Origin of the sequence: Cohnella rhizoplanae (assembly GCF_948329515.1) — a bacterium.
Lineage (GTDB): Bacteria > Bacillota > Bacilli > Paenibacillales > Paenibacillaceae > Cohnella > Cohnella rhizoplanae.
Genome location: NZ_CAOJCN010000002.1, coordinates 321,243 through 340,205, shown reverse-complemented (window position 1 = coordinate 340,205; position 18,963 = coordinate 321,243). Strand labels below are relative to the sequence as shown.

General features: G+C 61.8%; 12 protein-coding genes and 1 pseudogene. 2 read left to right on the top strand and 11 right to left on the bottom strand.

What is annotated here, in order from left to right:
* Window positions 1-65 precede the first annotated feature (65 nt).
* The 7 genes and pseudogenes from PQG80_RS05730 to PQG80_RS05705 all read right to left on the bottom strand — a co-directional run bounded on the left by PQG80_RS05730 (window position 66) and on the right by PQG80_RS05705 (window position 11,662).
* Window positions 66-1,445 carry an extracellular solute-binding protein gene (locus tag PQG80_RS05730; protein ID WP_271750259.1) on the bottom strand — a complete coding sequence of 460 codons (1,380 nt, stop codon included), beginning with the start codon at window positions 1,443-1,445 and terminating at the stop codon, window positions 66-68.
* 443 nt (window positions 1,446-1,888) lie between these two features.
* Window positions 1,889-2,563: a hypothetical protein gene (locus tag PQG80_RS05725; protein ID WP_271750258.1), complete on the bottom strand. Its 675-nt coding sequence runs from the start codon at window positions 2,561-2,563 to the stop codon at window positions 1,889-1,891.
* Window positions 2,564-2,650: 87 nt separating this feature from the next.
* Window positions 2,651-2,821 (bottom strand): annotated as a pseudogene (locus PQG80_RS28885) (transposase); the annotation flags it as partial.
* Between the two features lie 324 nt (window positions 2,822-3,145).
* Window positions 3,146-5,902: a glycoside hydrolase family 15 protein gene (locus PQG80_RS05720; protein ID WP_271750257.1), complete on the bottom strand. Its 2,757-nt coding sequence runs from the start codon at window positions 5,900-5,902 to the stop codon at window positions 3,146-3,148.
* A gap of 36 nt (window positions 5,903-5,938) precedes the next feature.
* Window positions 5,939-8,887: a glycoside hydrolase family 66 protein gene (locus PQG80_RS05715; RefSeq protein WP_271750256.1), complete on the bottom strand. Its 2,949-nt coding sequence runs from the start codon at window positions 8,885-8,887 to the stop codon at window positions 5,939-5,941.
* A gap of 353 nt (window positions 8,888-9,240) precedes the next feature.
* Window positions 9,241-10,026, bottom strand: coding sequence for a helix-turn-helix domain-containing protein (locus tag PQG80_RS05710; protein ID WP_271750255.1), 786 nt, complete (start codon window positions 10,024-10,026; stop codon window positions 9,241-9,243).
* Window positions 10,019-11,662: an aminotransferase-like domain-containing protein gene (locus PQG80_RS05705; RefSeq protein ID WP_271750254.1), complete on the bottom strand. Its 1,644-nt coding sequence runs from the start codon at window positions 11,660-11,662 to the stop codon at window positions 10,019-10,021. The genes PQG80_RS05710 and PQG80_RS05705 overlap by 8 nt, the downstream gene beginning before the upstream one ends.
* Before the next feature lie 130 nt (window positions 11,663-11,792).
* On the opposite strand from PQG80_RS05705, the gene PQG80_RS05700 reads away from it, so the two are divergent.
* Window positions 11,793-12,404 carry a pyridoxamine 5'-phosphate oxidase family protein gene (locus PQG80_RS05700; protein WP_271750253.1) on the top strand — a complete coding sequence of 204 codons (612 nt, stop codon included), beginning with the start codon at window positions 11,793-11,795 and terminating at the stop codon, window positions 12,402-12,404.
* An 87-nt stretch (window positions 12,405-12,491) separates the two neighbouring features.
* Here the strand turns inward: PQG80_RS05700 and PQG80_RS05695 are convergent, their stop codons facing one another.
* Entirely contained in the window at window positions 12,492-13,310 is an 819-nt protein-coding gene (locus PQG80_RS05695; RefSeq protein ID WP_271750252.1) for a macrolide 2'-phosphotransferase, read from the bottom strand.
* A gap of 495 nt (window positions 13,311-13,805) precedes the next feature.
* On the opposite strand from PQG80_RS05695, the gene PQG80_RS05690 reads away from it, so the two are divergent.
* Window positions 13,806-15,119, top strand: a complete 1,314-nt coding sequence (locus PQG80_RS05690; RefSeq protein ID WP_271750251.1) for an aminotransferase class I/II-fold pyridoxal phosphate-dependent enzyme — start codon at window positions 13,806-13,808, stop codon at window positions 15,117-15,119.
* A 74-nt stretch (window positions 15,120-15,193) separates the two neighbouring features.
* Here PQG80_RS05690 and PQG80_RS05685 read toward each other — a convergent pair whose 3' ends face one another.
* From PQG80_RS05685 to PQG80_RS05675, 3 genes are all read right to left on the bottom strand, one after another.
* On the bottom strand, window positions 15,194-16,744 hold the full coding sequence (locus PQG80_RS05685) for a sensor domain-containing diguanylate cyclase (protein WP_271750250.1): 1,551 nt from the start codon (window positions 16,742-16,744) through the stop codon (window positions 15,194-15,196).
* Between the two features lie 139 nt (window positions 16,745-16,883).
* A complete protein-coding gene (locus PQG80_RS05680; protein ID WP_271750249.1) occupies window positions 16,884-18,152 on the bottom strand; it encodes an ABC transporter permease in 1,269 nt (422 codons plus the stop codon).
* Window positions 18,145-18,930, bottom strand: coding sequence for an ABC transporter ATP-binding protein (locus PQG80_RS05675; protein WP_271750248.1), 786 nt, complete (start codon window positions 18,928-18,930; stop codon window positions 18,145-18,147). The genes PQG80_RS05680 and PQG80_RS05675 overlap by 8 nt, the downstream gene beginning before the upstream one ends.
* Between the last annotated feature and the right edge of the window lie 33 nt (window positions 18,931-18,963).

The window sequence follows — 18,963 nt, the reverse complement described above, 5'->3', positions numbered from 1 at the left end:
TTTCCCTGATCTAAACGGAAACCGGCTCCGCGCGTTGCCGCAGAGCCGGTTGACCTGGCAGCCGCTTATTCGCCGAGCAGCTTGTCGACTTGCGCAGCGGCCTTGTCGAGCGCTTCCTTGGCCCCGGCCTTGCCGCGGAATACCGATTCAAAGGCCGTGCCGATCGCGTCGTTGATCTTGTTGGCGTTCGCGCTCGGCGTACGGGCGTAAGCATTTTCGAGCTGGTCGATATAGGATTTGAGGTACCACACGTCTTCCAGCTCGGGCGACTGCGCGGCTTCCTTGTTGGTCGGGATCTGCCCGGTCTGCTTGGCGAGCAGCAGCTGGATTTCCGTCGACGTCATAAACTGCACGAACTTCCAGGCTGCCTCGGGCTGCTTGGCGCCGTTGAAGATGACGAGGTCCTCGCCGCCGATGACCGAATGGCTCATGCCGTCCGGGCCGGCCGGGATAAGCGCCGGGATCATCTTGTCTTTGGTGTCCGCGTCGCCGATCAGCGAATAGAACCAGGGTCCGTCCGTAATCATCATGTAGGACGCCGCCTTCCCCTTGTCGCCGCGGAGGCCCTCCCACGTTCCCGGCTGACCGCCGAGGATCGGAGGCGCGAGCAATCCCTCCTTGTACCAGCCGTAGATCGTATCGAGCGCCTTCACGCTGGCGTCTCCGTTCAGATAGCCCGTCGCCTTCGTATAGGCGTCGTCCGTGTACTTGCCGCCGAGCGTCCAGAACCAGGCGGAGAAATCCCACACGTTCGTGCCGCCGATCGTAATCCCCGAATATTTGCCCTGCGTCTTGAGATTGCGCGCCAACGCCACGAGCTCGTCGATCGTCTTCGGCGGCTCCGATGCGCCGGCCTTGGTCAGCAGCTCCTTGTTATAGATCGCGACGCGGGTATTCGTATCGAGCGGCACGCCGTAATACTTTCCTTGATACAGATTGGTGTCCACCGTTCCCTTAAACGAGTTGTCCAGAATGTCCTGCGCATCCGGATAGCCCGATATCTCCTGCAGCGCTCCCTGCTTCGCCATGTTGGACACCCATGTATTGTCCATGCGCATCACGTCGGGCGGCGTCCCCCCGGCCGCCGCGGTGAGCACCTGCTGATCCAGGTTCTCCGTCGGCATGCGCGTCGCGTGAATCTTGATGCTCGGATTGGCCTCCTCGAACTTCGGGACCACCTGCTCCAGCAGCACCTTCTCCTCGCCTTCCCCGTAGGCGTGCCAGAACTCCACCGTTACTTGCGGCTGGTCGCTTGGCGCCTCCGAAGGGGATGCCGATGCAGAAGCCGTCGCTTCGGCGCTTGCGCTGGGCGAAACCGAAGCGCTGTCGGCCGGGCTCGGCGAAGCCTCATTGTTTCCATTGCCGTTGGAACCGCACGCCGTCAGCATTGCCGCAGCCAGTGCCGCAAGCGTGATTCCTTTCGTTGCCCGATTGACGAACCCCACTGTGTTTCCCCCTTGAACGCGTTGTGTTTACGCTTTCAATTATGGGTGTTCTTCGCCGTCTCCGACATTTCTCGTAATTCCGATTTGGTGCCTTTTGTTCCGCATTTTATCCCGATTAGGCCTGCTCACTTATGCAGCGGTATCTCATTTTCCGCATGGCCCGGAAAAAAGAACACCGTCGCGCTCGCATGACTCGCAAATACCTACTTAAGCAAGACTTCGCTGCGGGAGGGGCGCCGCGCCGCCACGCAAACTGCTTTTTCACACATTACAACGCTATCCCCTTCGCTCAGGTTAAGGGTTAAATACGAGGCTAACGTAGGATGCCTGCCGAAATCTTAGGAGGCAATGATGAAATAAAAGGGAGAAAACAAGTGAGGGAGTGCATTGTAGGGTTAACGTTGCAGACTCGAAACCTACCTCAATGCTTCACGAGCACCGTTTTATGAAACATGCACGAAACGTGTTTTAAGATTAGCCAGACCGGTCCAGCGAACGGATCGTACGTTACGCCGCTTTCTCACGAGCTCGGGCTGTGTAATCGTACGCGTACGGCCGCATTGCTGCAGCAGTGTATTAAACCCATCCGCGCCCACATTCACGCGGAAGCAATATTCATCCAAATAGGCTTGGAGATGCTTCGGCCCGATGCCGCCGAACGTACGCGCCAGCCAGCGGATAGCCCCTCTCCATGCCGCTCCGAGCTGCGTCACGCCATCTCCGTCCGCGATTTTTACAATCTCGATTTGCCGATTCCCGGTGCGATCCTCCACCACATGCCGCCATAAGAATCCGCCAAATGACGCTATGCCGAACGCGCGACGATTGAACTCGGCCGGGGATAGTCTCTTGATCTTGAGTTCTGCAATCTGTCCGTTATCGGAATTAATAGACGCGCCGGCGACGGCCGGCTGATCCCGGTATTCCAGCGGATCCGAGGGCCGGTTCATCGACGGTCTCGCATAGAAATCCCCGTAGAGCTGCAGATCGCCCTGCAGCGGCCTGGCCTCGTCGCGAACCTGAATCGCATAGCGAAGTTTATGATTAATAAGCCAAGCCGTCTTGTAGGTAACCTCAATAAGTTCCGCCAGCAACATGGACGAGATGCCCGTTTGCATCAGGAAAAGCGCCTGGAACCATTTGACGAGCGGCGTCCGCGTACCTTCTAGAATCGTGCCGGCCGTAAGCGAGGTCTGATGGGCGCACGTACTGCACTCGAACAATCGGCGGCTGCGCGAAGTTAAGCGATAGAAGGATACTCCCTCACAACGCGGACAACGAAATCCGCGAGGCCACTTGGCCCGGAATAACGCAAGCTCGCAATCTTCTTCGATAATAGCGGGTGCCTGTTCGCATAACCGATTCCAAGCGTTCATATCGCATCATAACCTCCGAAAAATAAGAACTAATGTTCTTATTGTACCTTTTTGTTCCAATTAATGCAATCTCGCTTTTCCGGTAGTCGCGTTCATTTAAACCGCAAATACGCCATTACAGAGTTTGACGGAACATGAAGTTCTTGTACCTGTTTGAGAGGGATACCGTATAAACGCGTCCATACATACTGCCTTCCTGTGCGAAGGGGATATCGTTGAAATGTGAAAAACAGTGGTGTACCCCCTGCAGGTAAGGGGAACGGCGAAAAAAACTGCCCCTTGGCAGAAAGAAATCTGCACAAGGGACAGTGAAACAGCCAGTGCTTATTCTACATGGCCGTAGAACCAGGCCTCGCCGGTGGTCATGGCTCGATCGTGCAGAGCCTGCGCGTCGTCATCGGACCAAGCCAGCGTCGAGGGATTTTGCCGCATGAGCACGACGCTCAGGTTGGAGTAGTCTCCCGTCGCGACGGCGCCCGTGCCGGACAGCTCGGACAGCGGGATCACCATCTCGATATCTCCGCTCGCGGTGCTCCACTGCGGCGCGATCACGCCGGTGATGAAGTGGTCGAACGTCCACGCGCCGCCCGACACCTTGAAGGCCGCGTAGTTGTTGCTGTCGCTCCAGCGTCCGACCATGTATTGCGCCGCGTGATCCAGCGCGCCGCCGTAGATGCCGCTGGTCAGCGAGGCGGCCGAGCCGTGCTTGTAGTCCTCGGCGTATACCGCCACGCCGAACCGCGGCGCGGTGTTGAACGCCGAGAGCGTGCCGCTCGCGTTTTTGACGCGGATATACAAGTTGCTTGCGTCGTTGGAGATGTATACGCGCTTGATGTCGGTATCTCCGGATCCGGAGACGCTTGCGTTGTTGTCCAGATAATACGGGACGTTCCCGTATTGGGAGAGGTCGCTGGCCACGGTGCCAGTCACCGTAATCGTTTTGTAGGCGCCTACGTTCGACTGCGGCGGTACGACCCGCAGATCGGCTTGGCCGCCAAAGGCGAGCGCCGTCACGACGAACCAGGCAGCCGTCACCGGCTCGACCATCGTGCTCGGCAGCGGCTTGAGCGTGACGCGGGATACTGATTCCCCCGGCGCCATGTAGCCCGCGCCCATGCGCGATACCATCCACTTGAGCTCTGCCAGCGCCGTCGTCGAATCCCCTCTATACAAGGAGTAGAGAGCGTGATAAGCGGTCATCTGCGGCCATGAGGGCTCATCGCTCAGCGCTTCGTTGCCGGCCGGACTGTAAGGCGACGTGTAATAGAAGTTGTCGCTGTCGTACCTCGCGATTCCGTAGGTATCGTGCTGCAGATGACTGAGCACGGTGGACACGTGGCTGGCCGCGCGCGAGGAATTCGCGTCCACCGTGCCGAAGACGAGCGCCGCCATCGAGGACGCGTCCACCAGCGTATTGGCGCCGCCCGACGTCGTCACGGCCCTGTTAAAGCTGGTGCCGTTCCACATTCCCTTCGGGCTCCAGCTGTCCGATTTGTTGACGTTGCTCCGGATCTTGCTGGCCACGCCATTGTAATCGTCGGCGAGCGCAGGCAGGCTCTTCGCCCTCGCCATGTACTGGGCGGCATCCAATCCCGTGGCGTACAGCGACTGGGTGAACGTATTGTACTCGACCGTTTCCTCCCAGATGCTCGCGTCCGCCGGACCGAAGCCGTACGGATCGGAACCGATCGCGCCGTATACGAAGTCTGCCGACTTGCGGTAGCTGGTCCAAATGTTGTTCAGGAAGGTCGAACTGCCCGTAATCTTGTAGTGCAGATAAGCGCCGATCAGATAAATCCCGATCGAATCGTGCTCGGGCTCCACGAAGCTCACGTAGCTGCTGTCCCATAGATTAAAGGTCGTCTTGAAGCTGCCGTCGCTCTGCTGCCGGTCCCTGAGCCAGTACCAGTACTTTTCGGCTTCAGCCGTGAATCCCGCCTGATCCAGAATCATCGCGGTGACGGCGCTGTCCCTCGCCCATACCTTGTAACCGTACGCGATCGGATTCGTCGCGGCCGGCATCGCGCCGGATACGGGGTTAATCGCGTTCTTGATGACGACGAGCGAACGCTTGTAGGCCTGGTTGATGCCGTCGTCGGCAAAGCTGACCGACTTGCCGCCGCCGAGCCAACTCGCGTAAGCGCTCTGCGTCTGCGTGAACCAATAGGCGGCGGTCTGCGCCCGCGCCGTGTCGACGGCGCTTTGCGCCTGGGTCAGCGTGCTGCGCACGGTCGCCACGAAGGAGAGCGTCACGGAGCCGTGAGCGGGGATCGTGAACGACTTGTTGAACGCGACGCTGATATCGTTGGCCGTAACGCTGGCATTGTTCTTAAGCGTGCCGTTGTTGTCGAACGTATACCAAGGCGCGACCGTGCTGCTGCTCACGTTGGATACGGTATCGTCTCCCGCTTGGTAGCCGGTCATCGTCTGGAAGGCGCCGAGCGCGACGTAATACTGCCCCGAGTTGCTCATGTTCACGAACAGCGCGTTGCGCGTGCTGTCGTAGGAGGCGGTGTTGGTCGCGGGCGTCCCGCCCAGCGTCTTGTTGTTCACGTGAATTTGCTCGAGCAGGTTGTAGTCGACGGAGGAGGCGGCCGGGTTGGTGAACGTATAGGTCGCGACGGTGAAGCTGCCGCTCGGGACCATCGCATAATCCTTGGTCACCGTGACCGGCATGTTGTTCCCGCCGTAATCCAGGTACTTCGTCCGCAGGATGCCGCCGTCGTCGTAATAAGCTTCCGAGTTGAAGTTGTGGATCTGATCGTACTTGACGGCATGCGTCTCGTCGCGGAAAAAGCCGGAATAGTCCTTGATCTGATTGGTGTTGAAGTCGCTGGAGATGCGCATCTCCCCGATCCGCGGACCATACGTTCCCGTATCGTTCTGCGAGAGCTTGCTCGCCATCCAGATGTTCATCGCATCCGACCAGTTGGACATGTACAGGCTCGTCGCCGACTGCGTCGTAGGCGCGGTCGGCGTATCCGCGAACGCAGGTGCCGCCGCCGAGGGCAGCAGCGAACCGAGCAACGCCATCGCCAGCGCCGCGACGCCGCTCTTTCGCCAACGTCTCGTATTTCCCATGATTCAAGCCTCCCTTAGAATTGGATAGCGCCAAGCTTAACTCACGCTAATGGAAAAGTCGGTGCCTTCCCAACGGTCGGTGCCCGTCTCCATGACGCCGTTGGCATTGTCGTCCCATAGATAGGTGAAGTTGACCGTCGTGCCCGTCGAGAACGGTCCGATCGAGTTCTCGTAGCGGCGGCCGGCGTCGGCGGACCCGTTGCTCCACATCGGCGTATCCGTCACGCCGGTCCAGCCGTTCGTCCCCCAATGCAGCCAGCCGAACTGGCCTGTCCGCACCGTGATCCGATATCCCGCCGGCACCGAGGTAATTTGCCTGTCGAACTGCCAGACGTACGTCTTGTCCACGTTCAGGCGGTCGAGATTGATTGCCCCCGGACTCGAAGCGCTCTCCCACGCGACGACGGTGTGAATGCCCGGCTTCAGATGCGCGGTTAGCTCGCCGTCCGCCCAAGTATCCCAGTTCGCGGTCGGCGGAAATTGAACGGTTCCCGCATAAGCGCCGTCGACGTATACGTCGCGCGCCGCAGCCGAACCGCCGTTGGCGTACCGCAGCCGCAGGGAATAATCGTCGTCGGTCGCCGCCTTGACGATAAAGGAAACGCCCTTGCCGCTGCCTCCGCTAAATCCGTCGACGAAGCCGCTGCCCGAGTACCCGGTATGGTTGGTATTCGTCGTGACGCCCGTCTTGATGGCGGTCTCGGCCTCGTACTGGTTGCCCGCCGGCGCCGTAAACGTCCGTTTGACGTAAATCATGTCCCAGTACTGCAAGCTCGGAACGGTGAAGGAGATATAGCTGCCGCTCGCATCGGACCCGGTCGTGAACGACAACTCCGAGGTCATGCCGCCGCCCGTATCCGGCGAAGCGACGTATACGTGGCTGACGGATTCGTCCGGCGAAACGTAAAGCTTGGTCGCCAGATTCGTCAACGTACCCGGAATCGCCGCGCTGTTGCGCCATTGGTTATCGTTGCCCTTGAGGTTAAGTAAGTGGACGATGTCATAGCTGTCGGTTCGCTTGTTGATCGTCCAGATCGTATTGGCCGCGCCGTCTCCGCTCAACGTCTGGCCCGCGACCGAGACGAACTGGTTGCCGGCGTCGTTATTCACGACATCCGGATCGAACAGCAGATTCTCGTACGCGGTAATGAAGGAATAATGGTTGCGCATCGCGTTCTTGAGCGGCTCGCGCATGCTCTTGCTGCGGTTCGGATAATATTCGTGCGGGAGCATCTGGTTGTCGTCTCCGAGCTCGATATGCGTAGCTCCGCTCGCGGCCATCATCGCGTCCGCCAGCCGGACCGACGCCTCCTCGAACGTGCCCAGCGTGAGGCTGTCCAGGTTGATCGCGCCCGTATTCCCCGCGTCGTAGGCGACCTTGACCGTATGGGAGCCCGCCGACAGGTCGACCTGCAGCCAGGCGTCGCTGGCCCAAGTATTCCAGCTCCCCTGATTGTAGAATCCGATGTCCTTGACGAGCGCGCCGTCGACGTAAATATTGCGCGTCGCCATGCTGCCCGAGCTGTTGGCGTAAGCGAACACGAGGGAGTAATGACCTTGCTCGGGCGCGGTCACCGTGAACGTGACGCTGTCTCCTGTGGATGCGAACTGGTCGACGAAGCCGGATCCCGAGTAGCCGGGATGGTCGGTATTCGTGGCTACGCCGGTACGCGAGGCGGACTCGGCTTCGTAGCGCGGGCCGAGATTCTCGCCGTAGTCCATGTACGCGGCGAGTACGACCGCCTTGCCTCCGCTGTTGGCGCGCAGCGAATCGACGTAGTTTTTAAGCTGGCCGTAGCTGTTCGCGTTGTACCAGATCTCGCTGTAATTGAAGTCCGTATTGGCGTTTTTGCTGACCGCGTCCGCCGCCCATCCGCCGACGGCGCCGTCGACGATGTTGAAGGCGAGTTTGTTCTTGGATGCATTATTGGAAGTGAGCGCTGTCTTGGCCGCGTTCAGAAACGGGCTGAACCGCGTGGACAGGTCGATGGAGGTGCCTGCGTAATTGTACACGTTGTTGCGCTGGCCCATCTGATCGACGTGAATGCCGTCAAAGCCGGCCGTATTGACCGCGTCCTTGTACTGGTTCTGAATGTAAGTCTGCCAGCCGGCGTTGGCCGGATCGAACATCCATAGATAAGTCGAACCGTTGCCGAAGTCCACGTTCATCTGGCTCGCATGGGCCGCATCCGAATAGATGCCCCAAGCGGGATCGATACCGTAGCCGCTGTAGCCCTCGCGCGCGGCGTAAACCATGGCGTACGCCATCGCGGCCATGTTCTGGCCATGCACGGCGGAGATCTGATTCTGAATCGTGGACCAGGAGATCGTCCGGTTGAACAGATCCTGCCAGGACGAATCGACCGTGCCGCCGGTCCGCTTGAACAGCGTATCGTGCCGCCACATCCAGTCGTAGAACTGCAGGGCGTTCAGGTGATAGTCCTCCGCCAGCCGATTCACCTTGGCCGCGCTCTGCGCGGAGGTCTCGCCGGACGGGAACTCGGACAGGTATCCGTAACGCGGATAGCGCGTAAAATCCGAGGAGACGTCGATCGCCGTCGTGCCGGTCCCGAAAGCGCCGCAATCCACCTTGACGAAGTAGCCCTTATAATCGGTCGAAGGCGCGGTCCAGTTGAACGTAATCGTCGACGTCGCGCCGGCCGCTACCGTCACGGTCTGGCTCGCCGTGTATGCGGTCGACTCGAGATGGTAGACGGCCAGCGAGGCGGAGCCTGTCCAGCTAGAGGTGCCATGGTTGGTCAGCTGCGCCTTGATCTGGACGGTCGCCCCGGGGTTGTATCGGGCACGGTCGGTAAAGACGCGGTCGACGTTGCCCGTAACCTCGGCATGCGCCACGCCTGCGGGCGCGAACGGCGCGAGCCGCATGAGCGCCGCGCGCGGCGCGCTAGGTACGCTCGGCGAGGCGCAGGCGAGGGCGAACAAAAGAAAGACGAGAGGGGTTGCCAGCATTCTGGCGCGTATCAAGGATACCAACTCCTTCAATGGAATGTCGATCGGACTTGCGACTGCTTGTCTCTTGACGAAGCAAAGCGGCTTGCCCTGTGACGACGCGTGCTCGGATCACCTCCGGGGAAGGAGCGGGTGGCGCGCGGTTCCGGCGACCTTGACGTTGGCATGCTGGGCCTCCCGCGCTTGCATTTCCAGTATAAGGGATCGACAGGTTGCGGCAGAGTCCCCGATATTCCTTTTTGGTATCGTCTTTTCCGGTCTTTTAAAGCGCTTTCTTTATAGGCTAGACCTCGACAATTTCCGCCCATGACCTTGGTAGGAGCGCCGCACAGCGGGCGCATGCCCGGGCCGCTGAGAAAAAAAGAGCCCTACCGGATTTCCGATGGGCTCTTGCCTGTGTATTGCTTGAACTGGCGGCTGAAAAAGAAAATATCCCGGTACCCCAGCGCGTCCGCCACCTCGGTGACATTCATCCCCGCGTGCAGCAGCAGATGCTGCGCCCGCTCGATCCGGGTCTTGATCATATAGGTCTGCACTGAGGAGCCAATCAGCTCCTTGAATTTGACCGAGAAATACCTGGGCGACAAGCCTGCACGCGCAGCCAGGTCGTCGACGCGATGGGTCTCGCCCGGATGCTGCCGAATGTAGTTGGCCACCTCGTGGAGGCTCTCGGTAAGCTGGTTGCTCGCCTTGCGCGGCGCGGGCTCTTCCAGATCGTGGCGCAGCAGGTGAATGATCAGCTGCTTCAGCACAAGCCTCGCTTCCTCCTCGGCCGCGAACGTCTTCACGAGAAACAGCCTGACGTACCTTGCCAGCAGATGCTCGAACTCGAACGTATCCTCCAGAATCCGGTAGGGCTTCGGGATAAGCGTCACGGGAACGTTCACGTCGAAGTGGATATAGGTAAGCACGAGCGGCTTCTGAGGATTATGCGTGGCGCTCGTACGGTCGCCCGGCCTGAAAAGGAAGCAGCTGCCCTTTTCCACGGGAAAGGGCTTGCCGTTCAAGACCACCTCGCCTTCCCCGCTCCATACGTAAAACAAATCGTAATTCGCCAGCGGCTGCTCGCGCTGCTGCCATCTCCAGCCCGGCTCGCATACGATCTTGGCCAGATAAAGCTTAAGCTCGTATGCTTCGGGCGATGCGTCAAGCATGTCCCGTCCCTCCTCTCGCTCCTCCGGTATCTCCGGTCAATCCCAGCTTAGCGGCGGTCTCCCGCATCAGGCGCATCCCCCTCACGATGTCCGACTCGTCCAGATGCGCGAAGCCGAACAGCGCGGTCCGCTCGTCCGGCCTGGGCGCCGCCGCGTAGACCGAACCGTCGCCCCAGCCCGCGCCAGCCCTCCGGCATGCCTCCGCGTACCGGTCGTACTGGTCGGGCGTGCCCGTCCAGGTCGCGAACAGCAGCAGTCCCGCATCCGCGGGGTGCACGTCGAACAGCGGAGCAAGCCGGGACAGTTCCTCGCGAAGCAGCCCTTGCAGCCGGTTAAAAATGCGACGGGTGCGGCGCAGATGCCGGTCGTACTCGCCCTGATTCATCCAGTCCGCCAGCGCCCGCTGCTCCGTCAGCCCCGTCGGGTACGGATCGTAGAGCCGCTTGGCCAGCAAGAACGGCGCACGCAGTGCCGGGGGCAGCACCGCGTATCCGATCCGGACCTCCTGGCGCATCGTCCGGGAGAACGAACCGACGTAGACGACCCGCTCCTGGCGGTCCAGCGCCTTGAGCGGCTCGATCGGCCGCCCCGCCCACCTGAACTCGCTGTCGTAGTCGTCCTCGACGATCCAAGCCCCGCGCCGCTGCGCCCATTCGAGCAGGGCCATCCGGCGCTCGTAGGTGAGCACCCCGCCGGTCGGGAACTGCCGCGTCGGCGTCACGAACAGCACCTCCGCGCGCCAATCCTCCGGCACGATGCCGTGCCGGTCCACCGGCGCCGGGATCAGCGCCGCGCCGCTCGCATGGATCGCGCGCTGCGTGCCGCTGTAGCAGGGATCCTCGGCGACCGCCGCTCTGCCCGGCTCGAGCAGCAGCTGCGCGAGCAGCGCGATCGCTTGCATCGAGCCGCCGGTCACGACGATGTCCTCCGCTTCGCAAGGGATGCCGCGCTCGCGCCGCAGCCGCCCGGCGATCGCGCGCCGCAGCTCCGCGCCGCCGGCCGCCGCTTCCCGGCCCGCAGCTTCGGCAGGCCCGCGGCGGCGCCATTCGGCGGACACCGCGGCCTTCCAGGACATCCAAGGGAACCAGCGCTCGCCCATGCCGCGCGGCGTAAATGAGATCGCTCCGGCATGGCCCTCGCCTTCGGCACCGGCTACGGCACCGACTTCGGCTTCGGTCATTTCGCCCGCGCCATCTCCGCCCGCGCCATCTCCATCCGCGCCGGCCACCCCAGCGCCATTCGCGGCCTCGTTCGCCTGCGTGCCGCGCCGAAGCCGCCTGCCCCAGGCCGACAGCTCCGGCTCGAACGCCTGCGCCCCGCCTGGCGGCTCCGCCCCCGCCTGCGCCTGGTTCGTCGCGCCAGGCAAGAGAACGTCCGCTCGCGTCTCTTCCCCCGCCACGTAAGTGCCCTTTCCGACCGCCGAGCGCACGTAACCTTCGGCGGCGAGCATATCGTACGCGACGCTGACGCTTCCGCGCGACAGCCCGTACAGCGAAGCCAGCGTCCGCGTAGAGGGCAGCTTCGCGCCGGGCGGGAGCTTGCCGTCCACGATGCTGTCGCGGATCGCCTGGTACAACGCCAAATGCTTGACGCCGCACGCCGACAGCCGCGCGTCGTAAGGGACCTGCAAGCTCATGACCATATCCTTTCGTTTCCGTGATGTCTCAATGACTGAATGGACCAATATTTTTAATGTAAATTGGATCTTTTGACTTGTCAATGTTGCTCTTAAAATGAAGCTTACACATAGATGGGAGGCGTAGGGCATGCGCAGAAAAGAATTCGAGATCGAAGACCGCGAGATGTGCGAGGCGTTCCTGAACGAACGGGACGACGGCGTGCTGACGTTCCGGGGCGTCGACGGCTGGCCCAAGGCCGTGCCGCTCAATTATGCGTACGCGTCGGGGGCGGTATACTTTCACGGCAGCAAAAAAGGCGAAAAGATGAGCGGCATCGCGGAAGACGACCGGGCGGAATTCGTCGTGTACGAAGCTCACGCGTTTATTCCTTCCTACTATAGCGATCCGTTGATGGCCTGCCCGGCGACCCTGTACTTCCGCTCGGTCCGGATGAGAGGCCGCGTGAACCAGGTCGACGATCCCGCCGAGAAGGCGGTCGCCCTCTCCGCCTTGATGGCCAAGCTTCAGCCCGAGGGCGGGCATCTGCCGATCGACGCTGGCCACCCGAAGTACGCGTCACAGCTCAAAGGCGTAGCCGTGCTCCGGCTGGACATCGAGGACATGGCGGGCAAGTTCAAGTTCGGTCAGAACCTGTCGGACAAAAAGCGGAGCGAGGTCATCGCGGGACTCGAGTCGCGAGGGCGGCCAGGCGATCCCGGCACTGTAGAGTATATGAAGTCGCACGCCCCGCAAAAGTAAAAAACCGTCAGGCGTTAATAGCCTGACGGTCCTTCGCTCTCCAGTTATCACGCAGGTTTCGCAGACGGCCGCGAGGCGGCCAAGACTCTAGTCCGTATGCCAATGGGCCAGCATGCCCCTGGCCATCTCCATATCGGCCTCTTTGCCCGTCGTAAGCGCGAACTTCGCCACCAGCGCGGGATAAGCGGCCCATTGCTCGGCGATATGACGTTCCATGCGCGGCCATACCCTGCCGCCCGCGCGTTCATATCTGCCGAGCAGCTCCCGCAATCCTTCCGCGCCGAACAGCGCATAGTAGATGACGAAGTCCTTGCCTGGGTCCGCTACCTCCGCTTCCGTCCAGTCGATCAGCCCCGTGACGCGCTGGGTTCCGTCTACCAAGATGTGAGGAGGATGCAGGTCCCCATGGATCATCGACGAATGAGAGGGCCAGTACGTATCGTCGGCGAGCCATGCGTTCCATCTCCGCTTTAGATCATCCGCAATCTCGAAGCTGCCGGCGATCTCGGCTATATTGGAGGCGAACGCTTCGCGGGCCTGCCCTGGCGACTTGACCCGGATGCCTGCATGCGACGCCTCCTCTTGGTCCGTATTGTGCAGCGCGGCCAGGGCGCCCGCGAGCGAATCAAAAAATACGGCCGTCAACGACTGCTGCGCGAACTGCCATGCATAGCCGCCGACCGCGGGATCGACGACCGCGACCGGCTCGCCGCCCAGCAGCGGATACGCGATCAGCTCGCGAGTACAGACCCGCCAATCGGGCACCTCCGCGGGAATCCGTCCTCCTATAAACGACAGGACTTTGCGCTCGTTCTCGGCGCGTTCCCATACATCGGCGCGTCTCGGCTTGCGAAGCACCCAGCGCTCGCCGCGAGCGTCCTCCGCGAAGGCGACCAGAAAGTCCATTCCCGACTCATTTCATCATTGAGATACGACTCCTTTTATGAAAAATAAAAAACACAGACGGTGACGTCTGTGCAGTCGCAATCGGGATCAAGGATTCCGCTCATAGGCAAAGCCGAATAGGGACAGGTAGACAGACAATCACCGGAATTATGGAGAAAGTCGCCGTATCGATCCGGCGGATATGCGCGTATAGACAGAACGATCCCGATTACTCTGCACGAAAACAGAGATAGAAAGCGTTAAAGAGCCGATTAACGGCATTGCTTTCTCAATCGGACGCTGTCCAACACACGCAACCCTCCATTCGGTGGAATACGAGGAGCATATCACGGCATCCATAATATAGCAATCGGTCGCCGCAGATCCTATTACGTATCGTCCTGTCGGATGCCGTTTGGAGTGACGCGTATGGTACGATCGTGTATAATAGCAACTGATGCCCTGCCTGAGAAATTTTCTCACCAGGGAACTCGATCATGTGGAAGGATGACGGCAATGAACCCCCTCGCGCAGCAGCTCAACGACACCATCGCCAAGGAACAGCCCCGATTCGCGGAGATGCTCTCCGGACTCGGCAAGGCCATTTATTTTCCCAAGATAGGCATCCTGAGCCAGTCCGCCGAAGCGAAGCAAAAAGCGAAAACGTACAACGCGACGATCGGAATCGCGACGGAGAACGGGCAGCCGATGCACCTGAAAATGATCCAAGACAAATTGTCCGCCTATAATCCCAAGGACATTTACGAATATGCGCCACCGGCCGGCAAGCCTGAACTTCGGTCCGCATGGCGCGACAAGATGCTGAAGGAGAACCCTTCGCTTCAAGGCAAGACGTTCAGCATGCCGGTCGTTACCAACGCGCTGACGCACGGCCTCAGCATCGTGGCGGACCTGTTCGCCGATGCCGGCGACGCGGTCATCATCCCGGATAAGAATTGGGAGAACTACGAGCTGACCTTCGGCGTTCGCCGCGGAGCCGAGATCGTGGAGTATCCGCTGTATGCCGCGGACGGGCGATTCAACGCCCAAGGGCTGCGCGAGGCGCTGCTCTCCCGCAAGCCGCAAGGCAAAGCCATCGTGCTCCTCAACTTCCCGAACAACCCGACGGGCTACACGCCGAGCCGCGAAGAAGGCGCCGAGATCGTATCCGCGATCAAGGACGCCGCCGAAGCCGGCATCAATGTCGTCGCCGTGACCGACGACGCGTACTTCGCCCTTTTCTTTGAAAATTCGCTGCACGAATCGCTGTTCGGGGCGCTGTGCGGCCTGCACGAGCGCGTGCTGCCGATCAAGATCGACGGCGCCACCAAGGAAGAATACGTATGGGGCTTCCGCGTCGGCTTCATCACCTACGGCGGCGAGTCCGAGAAGGCGCTCGCGGCGCTCGAGCAGAAGACGCTTGGCATCATCCGCGCGACGATCTCGAGCGGTCCGCACCCTTCGCAGACGTTCGTGCTGGACGCGCTGAAGTCCCCTGAATTCGAAGCCCAGAAGGCCGAGAAGTACGCGATCATGAAGGGCCGCGCCAACAAGGTCAAGAGCCTGCTGGACAGCGGCAAGTATAGCGGCGTCTGGTCCTACTACCCGTTCAACTCCGGCTACTTCATGTGCCTGCGTCTCGAAGGCATTCAAGCCGAAGCCGTGCGCCAACGCCTGCTCGACAAGTACGAGGTCGGCACGATCGCGCTAGGCGAGCACGATCTGCGGGTCGCCTTCTCCTGCATCGAGGAGCCGTATCTGGAGGATCTGTTCGACCGGATCTACGCCGCGGTATCCGAACTGAAGGCCGAAGTCGCCGAACAAGTCTAGCCGTTACAACGAAAAAGGCCTTGCCTCCGTTCATGATCGCAAGATCAAGACGGCGGCAAGGCCTTTTTCGATGGTCAGGCGCCCGCTCCGGCCAAGCTCCGCGCGTACACGCTGTATCGGTTGCGCCCGAGCTCCTTGGATTGGTACATCGCCACGTCCGCCGCATGCAGGAGAGCGGTCGTATCGTACCCGTGATCCGGCCAATAGGCGATGCCGATGCTGACCGTGACGGGCGAATCCGGCGAGATCGCGCCCCGGTAACCCGTCAGTCCTGCCAGCAGCGACGCCGCCGTCGCCTCCGGGTCCCACGCGCGCTCTCCCCCCGGCAGCAGAATCGCGAATTCGTCTCCGCCCAATCGGAAGAGCAGCCCGCTCGGCGGCGTGCACTCCCGCAACTTCGCGGCGATCTCTCGCAGCAGCGCGTCTCCGGCCTGATGGCCGTGCCGGTCGTTCACGGCTTTGAACCGGTCCAGATCCAGCAGGAGAAGCGCGCCCTCCGCACCGTTATGTAGCATCGAGGAGATCGACTCCTGGAAATAGAGGCGATTGCCGACGCCCGTCAGGGCATCGTGATACGCCAGATACATGATCTCCTCTTCCGCTTTTTTGCGCCCCGTCTCGTCCTGCAGCACGACGTAATACATCCGTTCTCCCTCGGCCGTCACTTCGTTCAGGTGCACGATCATCCGACGCGACTCGCCCTTCATGTCGACCATGCTCACCTCCAGCAGCGCCGACCCGCTCCCGCCCAGCGGCAGTCGTTCTCCCCGGTCGAGGAACGAGGAGACCGGCTTGCCGATCAGCTCGTCCGGCGGCAGCCCCAGCAGCAGCTTGACGACCGGATTCGCTTCGCGGATCGAACCTTGCGCATCCAGCAGCAGGACGCCGAACGGCGACAGCTCGAACAGCACCCTGTACTTTTCCATGATCGACGGCATGAGACCGTAGTGGAGAATCGCCCTGCGGATGAAAAAGGCAAACATCAGGAGGGCGTACAGAGCGAGCAGCTGCGTGGCGCCCGAATAAGGCTCGTCAGGTCGAATCCATAAAGCCGCGAAGGTCGTGGCCGCGCCTCCGAAGATGCCGAGCCCTGCCTGCACATGCTGCGAGCGTTGCACGGACGCTTCGCCGCGGACGGTCCTCCAGCTGATCGTCCAGATAGCCGCCGCGTACAGCCAGGTCGCAGCCGACAATGCCAGAGATCCCCACAGCATGCCGCTCCCTTCTCTCACGGCGCCCGCCCCGTCCGCGTACGTTCCGTAAACGCCGGGCTGCGACACGACCAGCACGACGAGGACGAGGGGTACCGCCAGCGCGATGTCCAGATAGACGGCGTAGGGGCTGCCCGCCCGGCCGCACAGCTGACGCACGAAGAGCATCATCAGGAAACCGAGGATAAAAGAAGGAACGATCACGAGGCCATTGATGAGCTTCGCCGCATCCGCTTCGGGAAAGACCGAAGCAAGGAAAGAGGTGCCGAACTGAAACGCCATAAACGCGAACATGATCGCAGCCAGACGGTTCAGCCGGTGCCGCGGATTGCGCAGGAACACCTCGGCCGATAGCCAGCCGAGCATCGCACAAGGGATGATGTGCAGGGCGAGGTTCATCAAAAAACCGCCCATGAATCATTCCTCCCACTTGCTTCGTTTTTATATAGCCTGTTCTATCTATCCACATCCAGAAAGGCGGTCTAAAGGATTGGTCTAAAAGTACTATTCGCTCTTCGATGCCTATTTCCTGCTTATCCCAGTAAGCGAATCCTCATAGTTCGTCTTCTTCGTCCTTGGCAGCTACGCGTCTGGGCAGCAGCCAGCCCGTCCAGACGAGCGCGACCGCGAGCGCGATCAGCCACCAGAAGGGCGAAGACGCGAGATAAGGCATCCCCGCATCCAGCCAGAGCAGCGCCGCCGCCGCGAGCCCGGCCATCCGAACCACGGCCGCAGCCGCGCCGCGTCTCCCGTCGGAGGACAGGGGGACGACGGAGGCGTGCTCTGCGAACCGGATGCGTCCGAGCTCGGTAAGCTGTAGGCCGCCGACCGCGAGCGCGACGATGTAAACCATCATGTCGACGGCCAGCGTGCGGGCGAAAAGGGCGACGACGGCCATTAATGCGCTCCAGCGCCAGAAGGCGCCGAACGCCTCGCCGCGCAGGAACGTTTTCGCATATAGGAAGTGCCATGCGTAACGCGGACTGCGCGGCACCCGATCGGCGATCCAGGCAATCCACGCGCGCAAGGCGGCGGGAGGCTCCTCGGTCGGGATGTCCACGAACCAGCCGAGAAAGGAAAGCCAGCGCCTGCGCGCGGCGCCCTCCTCCGCGATCAGCCGGTCCCACGGCAGCCTGTGGCGGGGCGTGAGCCTCGCGGACAGCGAGACGGCGACGGCCGCGAGCAGCATGAAGCCCGCGGCCGGCAGCAGAGGCTGGGTCAGCAGCGCCGCCGCGGCCAGCAACGTCGCCGTCCAGCGGGCGAAGCGCAGGGCGAGACGTGCGGTCGCGGCCGCGGCGCGGCGTTCCTGCCAAGCAGCATATGTATTCCAGACGGCGAGCAGCGAAAAGGCGGCGGCCAGCGCCGCCCACACGCCGGGCTGGGCTGGCGCCGCATCGGCCGTGACCGGCGCCTTGGCATAGAGCGGCGCGAAGACGGCGAACACGGCCAGCGTCCGGAGCGCGCCGTATCCACCCGATCTGCGCAGGGCGGGCCCGAGGCTCTCGGACATCATGCGCGTCTCCGCAGGCAGCAGAAACACGGTGTCGGCCGGCTGCAGATAACTGCGGAGCGGCGTGTAGACGGCTGCGAAGAAAAGGAGCGCGACGCCAACGACGTCCGCGGGCCATGCGGGCGGCATGTCCGACAGCAGCCCGGCGTAACCCGCGAGCAGCGTGATGCCGATCGCAGCCAGCAGCAGCGCGAAGCCGCTCTGCGCCACGTAGCGCAGATAAGGGAACAGCTCGCGACGAAACGCCGCAGACCGTTCGCGCCGCCAGTCCCCGAGGCCCCGGGGTTCTCGGGCGCGTTCCGGATTAGACACGGGGGGCGCCTCCTTCCGTCGCGGCGCCGGCCGCGTCCGCGGCCAGGATCAGCTTCTCGAACGCATCGTCGAGCGTATGGTCGGCGCCGTCCGCGTCCGCCGCTCGTTTCACCCCGCCGGGGGTTCCGCTCGCCAGGATGCGTCCTTGATGGAGGACGACGATCCGGTCCGCATTGCGTTCGAGCGCGGGCAAGATATGCGAGCTGAGCAGAATCGCCGAGCCCGCCGCTCTAGCTTCGTTCAACGCCAGCACCAATGCCCGCGTCGCGAGCGGATCGAGTCCGAGGAACGGCTCGTCGATAATGAGCAAGGGCGGCGAGACGAGCAGCGCGTTCATCAGCATGACCTTCTGCCGCATGCCCTTGGACAGCGTGCCCGGCAGCGCCCCCATGGCATGCCCCATGCGGAACGTCTCGGCGAGCGCCTCCGTCCTGCGGGCCGCCTCGCGGGCGTCCAGTCCGTAAGCCGTCTCCGTCCAGCGCAGATGCTCCGCCACCGTTAGGTTCGGGAATAAGGACGGCTGCTCCGGCACGTAAGCGCAGGAGGATCTGTAGCGATCGCGGTCATCCTCCAGCCTGCGTCCGGCGACCCGCACCTCGCCGGACTGCGGAAGCATCAGGCCAAGGACGTGCTTGATCGCCGTGCTCTTGCCGGCGCCGTTGAGGCCGATGAGTCCCATCATCTCGCCCGGCTGTATGTCGAAGCTGACCTCGTGCAGGACGGGTTTGCGGGAGCTGTAGCCCCCTGTCAGCTTGTCTAACGTTAACGCGGTTGCCATCCGATCGCAACCTCCTCGAATCACGGGTATCTC

Coding starts and splice junctions, on each gene's coding strand:
- PQG80_RS05685 (WP_271750250.1), bottom strand. CDS start 16,744: ATGGGCGGTTTTTTGATGAACCTCGCCCTGCACATCATCCCTTGTGCG.
- PQG80_RS05675 (WP_271750248.1), bottom strand. CDS start 18,930: ATGGCAACCGCGTTAACGTTAGACAAGCTGACAGGGGGCTACAGCTCC.
- PQG80_RS05705 (WP_271750254.1), bottom strand. CDS start 11,662: ATGAGCTTGCAGGTCCCTTACGACGCGCGGCTGTCGGCGTGCGGCGTC.
- PQG80_RS05695 (WP_271750252.1), bottom strand. CDS start 13,310: ATGGACTTTCTGGTCGCCTTCGCGGAGGACGCTCGCGGCGAGCGCTGG.
- PQG80_RS05710 (WP_271750255.1), bottom strand. CDS start 10,026: ATGCTTGACGCATCGCCCGAAGCATACGAGCTTAAGCTTTATCTGGCC.
- PQG80_RS05725 (WP_271750258.1), bottom strand. CDS start 2,563: ATGCAAACGGGCATCTCGTCCATGTTGCTGGCGGAACTTATTGAGGTT.
- PQG80_RS05690 (WP_271750251.1), top strand. CDS start 13,806: ATGAACCCCCTCGCGCAGCAGCTCAACGACACCATCGCCAAGGAACAG.
- PQG80_RS05720 (WP_271750257.1), bottom strand. CDS start 5,902: ATGGGAAATACGAGACGTTGGCGAAAGAGCGGCGTCGCGGCGCTGGCG.
- PQG80_RS05700 (WP_271750253.1), top strand. CDS start 11,793: ATGCGCAGAAAAGAATTCGAGATCGAAGACCGCGAGATGTGCGAGGCG.